At 66.7% G+C, this 5,148-nt stretch carries 4 protein-coding genes; 3 read left to right on the forward strand and 1 reads right to left on the reverse strand.

Annotation, left to right across the window (positions count from 1 at the left end):
• Nucleotides 1-263 precede the first annotated feature (263 nt).
• The gene (locus tag CCR95_RS23825) at nt 264-1,646 is read left to right on the forward strand and encodes a transposase (protein ID WP_201099099.1); all 1,383 of its coding nucleotides are present in this window, start codon (nt 264-266) and stop codon (nt 1,644-1,646) included.
• Between the two features lie 111 nt (nt 1,647-1,757).
• Here CCR95_RS23825 and CCR95_RS23830 read toward each other — a convergent pair whose 3' ends face one another.
• On the reverse strand, nt 1,758-2,636 hold the full coding sequence (locus tag CCR95_RS23830; RefSeq protein WP_201099101.1) for a DUF6929 family protein: 879 nt from the start codon (nt 2,634-2,636) through the stop codon (nt 1,758-1,760).
• Nucleotides 2,637-2,829: 193 nt separating this feature from the next.
• Between CCR95_RS23830 and gltS the strand changes: the two genes are divergently transcribed.
• Both gltS and CCR95_RS23840 read left to right on the forward strand, forming a co-directional pair.
• On the forward strand, nt 2,830-4,164 hold the full coding sequence (gltS, locus tag CCR95_RS23835) for a sodium/glutamate symporter (RefSeq protein WP_242523468.1): 1,335 nt from the start codon (nt 2,830-2,832) through the stop codon (nt 4,162-4,164).
• Between the two features lie 2 nt (nt 4,165-4,166).
• On the forward strand, nt 4,167-5,148 hold a 982-nt coding region (locus tag CCR95_RS23840; RefSeq protein ID WP_276570305.1), incomplete at its 3' end, for a TAXI family TRAP transporter solute-binding subunit.

Below are 5,148 nucleotides of genomic sequence, written 5' to 3' on the forward strand. Positions count from 1 at the left end.
ACCGACGCGCTGGTCGAGGCCAAGGCGGGCGTGGGCACCGCCTCGGATGGCGCGTTCGGCATGCGTTGGGTGGGTCTCATCTCCGGTCTCTCATGCGTCTGTTCCTCCGTTTCCCAACCCAATATCTGACCCGCAAACCCAAGCGCCGACGGCCGACACGTCAGCCCCACCCGTCGGCGCTAGCAGCCTGTCGGACTTTCCCGCTGCCGAACGGTCGAGCCACTTGGTAGAATAGCCGTCTCACGCCTGTGGAGTTCGAACCGATGAGCCGCTTTCGCCCGATCAACCGCGAGATCGATTTTCTGCTGCCGCCTTCGGTACAGGATTGGTTGCCTGAAGGGCATCTGGCACGCGACGTCGTCGAAGTGGTGGAGGGTCTGGATCTCAGCGAGTTGGAGCGGGCCTATGCCGGACGCGGCAGTCCACCCTATCACCCGGCCACCTTGCTGTCGTTGCTGATCGACGGGTATGCCACCGGCTGCTTTTCCAGCCGCAAGATCGAGCGGGCCACCGACGACTCCTTGGCCTTTCGCTTCATCGCCGCCAACACGCATCCCGATCACGATACCCTCGCGACTTTCCGCCAGCGTTTCGCCCAGGCGTTCGAAGCGGTCTTTGTCCAGGTGCTGCAGGTCGCGCGCGAGAACCAGCTTAGCCGCTTCGGCACTGTCAGTCTGGACGGGACCAAGCCTGTCCTGAGCGAAGCCGAAGGGATTCACGCCAATGCCAGCCGCCACCGCGCGCTGTCCTACGGGCACGCCGAAGATCTCGAAGCGCAGCTGCAGGCCGAGGTCCAAGAACTCCTGGCTCTGGCCGAGGCGGCCGATGGGGTCAACGTGCCCGACGGCATCAACCTGCCGGAAGAACTCCAGCGCCGCGAGGATCGCCTGGCGGCGATCGCCATCGCGAAAGCCAAGCTCGAAGTTCGGGCGGCGGAACGCTTTGCGCGCGAACAGGCCGACCATGAGGCCAAGCTCGCCGCCCGCGCGGCCAAGGCGGCGGCCAGCGGCCGCAAACCGGGCGGGAAAGCGCCCCAGCCGCCCACGCCGGGTCCACGTCCCAAGGACCAGATCAACCTCACCGATGAGGAGTCACGCATCATGCCGCTCGCCGGTGGCGGCTTTGAGCAGTGCGATAACGCCCAAGCGCTGGTCGACACCGAGACCATGTTGGTGGTCATTGCGCAGGTCACGCAGGCGACCAACGACAAGCAGCAGATCGCCCCAATGCTGGAGTGCCTCGCCGCCCTCCCCGACGCATGCCCCCCGCCCAAGCAACTGATGGCCGACACCGGCTTCTTCAGTGAGGCCAACGTCATGGCCTGCGACAGCGCCAGCATCGAACCGCTGATCGCGATCAAACGCGACAAACACCATCCCCATTGGTCGGAGCGTTTCGCCAATCCGCCGGCTCCGCCACCCGACGCGACTCCGGTCGAACGGATGGTTCACCGCCTCCAGACCCCCGCCGGTCGGGCGACCTACGCTCTGCGCAAACAGACCGTCGAGCCAGTCTTCGGCATCATCAAATCGGTGATGGGGTTTCGTCAATTTCTCACGCGCGGTCTGGACAACGTGCGCAACGAATGGAACCTGGTCTGCCTAGCGTGGAACCTTAAACGCATGGCTGTCTTGCGTCCGCAGTAAGGGAAATTCGCAGGAAAAATACGTTTTTGGCGGAAAAAGGCGCTTTTTCGGAGGAAAAAACCTCTTGATGGCCTTTTTCAGTCAATCTGGCTGCTCAAGTCCGACAGGCTGCTAGGGCGCCAGGCCGCTGACCGAGACCCGGCAAAGCTCGGCCGGCTGATCGGGGCTGTCGGCATCCGTCACCAACCAGCCGCCCGTCCCGTCGGGATCCAGGGCGAGCCCCTCGAATTTACGGCGGCTGCGCGTGCCGTCGGCCTCAAGGAGCGGGGTCCACGACCCTGAATCGGCACCCAGGACGCCGATGACCGAACCCAGGATCTGCCCGTCGGCGATGGGGTCGGACGTGTCCTCGGCTGCCGCGAGGTACCAGAGCTGTCCCTCCGGTCCTTGCTCGGCATCCGTGAATCCGAGCGGAACGGGTCGGGAAACGCCCGCAAGCTCGCCCAGTTGCCAGCGCGTCACGGCCAGGATCTCACAGGTGGAGGGCGCCTCGACACGCACGCCAACGCGCACCACCGCGTTGCCGCCCGCACTGTTACCCCGGTTGAAGAGCAGCAGCCCGGCCGGCTGAGGAACGACACCCTCGATGTTGATTTTGTCACCGAGCGCTTGGGCGACGGCGTCATAGACCGGCCCCGCATCGAGAACCGCGAAGGCATCGGTCCGCGGGTCGAGCAGCAGGAAGGACCGCCGCGTGGGGGCCGAGCCCGAGCCCATGACCAGCACCCGCCCGTCGGGCAATCGCGCGGCGGCCTCGAAGTCCGGCTTTTGCGGTTTGGGCAGCGGACCGGAATTCTGACCGAGCGCGACGAACCGTGCCTGGATGGGCCGGGAATGCGGGTCCAGCCAGGCTACCCGATAGGCGTCATCCTGCACCAGCAGCAGCCGTTCCCGATCACGCACGAGACCCGACCCCGCCCGGGTGCCGGGGACAGGGTGAACCGACGTGATCTGCGCCGAGGCGAAAGTACTGGGCGTCGAAGCGAGCATTGGTAACGGCGCTAGGGAGTGGGCGAAGGTCGCGTGTGAACGTCAGTTTACGTCACCCTTGGAAGACGAAATTTCGGGGGGAACCTCAGTCTTCGTGCTCGAACGTCATGACCGAATCGGCTCAGGGTGGCGAATGCCGCGGGTCGGCGCGCTGAGTGGTCAGCCGGTCGGGGCGATCAGGTGAGCGCCCATTTTGGGCGGTCGGCGCATTGCGGACAAGGGCCTGGAACCCGAAAATTATTGGTTCGCTGCCGGTCGCTACGGCAACCTGGCGTCCTATCTGCTGGTCGCTGCGACCACTCCGACTGGAGCCCGTGCTATGCAGGTGGAGATCCCACTCGCGCTGACGACCGTCGCCGCCATCCTGGTTCTGCTCACCGGCCGGGCATTGATCGCCCGGGTGAGCCTGTTGCAGACCTACAGCTTCCCGGAGCCGGTGGTTGGCGGACTGGCGGTGGCCGTCTTGCTGACCCTGGCGCGCGTCGGTGGCGACCTGGAGCTGCAATTCGACACCCGCGCCCAGACGCCCCTGCTACTCGTCTTCTTTTCCACCATCGGACTCGGCGCGGACCTGCGCACCCTGGCCCGGGGTGGACGCAAACTCCTGATCCTGTTCGCGGCCGTCATTCTGGCGCTGCTGCTGCAGAACGCGCTGGGCATCGGGCTCGCCCACGCGCTGGACCTGCACCCCTTGATGGGCCTCCTGGGCGGCTCGGCGACCCTCTCCGGCGGTCACGGTACCGGGGCGGCCTATGGCAAGCTCTTCGGGGAGGTCAATAATCTCCAGGGGGCGGTGGAGGTGGCCATGGCCTGTGCCACCTTCGGCCTGGTGCTGGGCGGTATGCTGGGCGGACCGGTCGCGCAGTGGTTGATCCGCCGCCACCGATTGCTGCCGAGCGCCGGGGCGGCCGGCGACCAGGGACCGGGCTCACTCGCCACCGATGAACGCCGCCCCTTAAGCCCCGGATCGCTGCTGGAATCGGTGCTGCTGTTGATGGCCTGTCTGGGCCTGGGCACCCTGCTCGCCGAGCACGTGACCCTCCCGGGCCTCACCCTGCCGACCTTCGTGTGGTGCCTGTTGACCGGTATCCTGCTGCGCAATGCACTGGGGGTGGGCGACCGCTACCGGGTGGACGGACCGACGGTGGAACTGATCGGCACCGTCTGCCTGTCGCTGTTTCTGGCCATGGCCCTGATGACGCTGCGTCTATGGGAGTTGGTGAGCCTGGCCTTGCCAATCCTGGTGATCCTGAGCCTCCAGGCCCTGCTGGTCGTGACCCTGGCGATCAACCTGACCTTCCGCATCATGGGCAAGGACTATGACGCGGCGGTCATCGCCGCCGGTCAGTGCGGCTTTCAGCTCGGCGCCACGCCCACGGCGATTGCCAACATGCAGGCCATCACCAGCCGCTACGGTCCCTCGCCACTCGCCTTCCTGCTGGTGCCGGTGATCGGCGCCTTCCTGATCGATTTAACCAACGCCCTGGTGATCCAAGGCTATCTCGCCCTGCCCTGGTTCGGGTTCTGACCATGCACCTGCCATTGTTCAAGATCCCCGGCGATTGGCTCGCCGTCGTACTGGCCGCGCTGCTGCTCAGCGCCTGCCAGGAGGCCCCCGATGTGCACCAGGTCACGCGCACCGTCGAGGCGCGCTTGATCCAGGCTTTCGGCCCCGAGACCTTCGCCCTGACCAGTCTGCGTCGCCTGGGCCGCGGTCCCTTGAGTGCGGACGGCCAGGGCCGGCCGCAACTCATCGTCTACTACAACGCCGTGCTCACCTTCGCGCGTGACCTGGATTTTTCTTCCTGGAGCAACCTCAACGCCGCCGCCTTCGCGACCCTCCTGGGGGCGACCGAGAAGGGGGTGAGCGGGTTGCACCAGGCTGGCAACCGGCGTGGGGATCGGGTCTATGTCCACGGCAGCGTGAGCTTCGTTCGCGACGGGGACGCCTGGACGCCGATCGCCACCGTCCTGCCCGAGGTCGGTACCCCCTCGGCCCCCTTGAGCCCGGCGACCAGCGCCCAATCCAAGCGACTCTTCGCGCGCCTGATGCAACTCTACGAACGCCAGAGCGCCGACCCCAACCGCCAGCGTCAGATCATCGCCGAGGAGTTGGGGAACGCCTACACGACCATCACCGAGCGCCTGGACCGGCTGGACTGCGTACTGACCCTGGCCGGCGGTCCCCCGGACGGGGAGTACCAGGGGGTGGCGGACCTGCTCGCCCAGACACTGACCGCGCGGGGGCGCACCGCGGACGCGCGCAGCACGGCCGGAAGCGTGCAGAACCTGCAACTGCTGCGCGGCCGGCACGTCGACCTGGCACTGGTGCAGAACAACCTGGCCGCTGCGGCGCCGCCGGGCGCTGGCGCGACCAATGACCGGCTGGTGGCCCTGGCGAGTTTGTTCCCAGAGCCGGTGCAGGTGCTGGTCGCACGCGGCTCGGCGCTCACGGATCTGCGTGACCTGGCCGGTCAACGGGTGGAGATCGGCCAACCTGACTCGGGCAGCC

Source organism: Thiocystis minor, from assembly GCF_016653465.1.
GTDB classification, from domain to species: Bacteria; Pseudomonadota; Gammaproteobacteria; order Chromatiales; family Chromatiaceae; genus Chromatium; species Chromatium minus.

Excerpts from the sequence above, each read along its gene's own strand:
- CCR95_RS23825 (WP_201099099.1), top strand. The coding sequence starts at position 264 with ATGAGCCGCTTTCGCCCGATCAACCGCGAGATCGATTTTCTGCTGCCG.
- CCR95_RS23830 (WP_201099101.1), bottom strand. The coding sequence starts at position 2,636 with ATGCTCGCTTCGACGCCCAGTACTTTCGCCTCGGCGCAGATCACGTCG.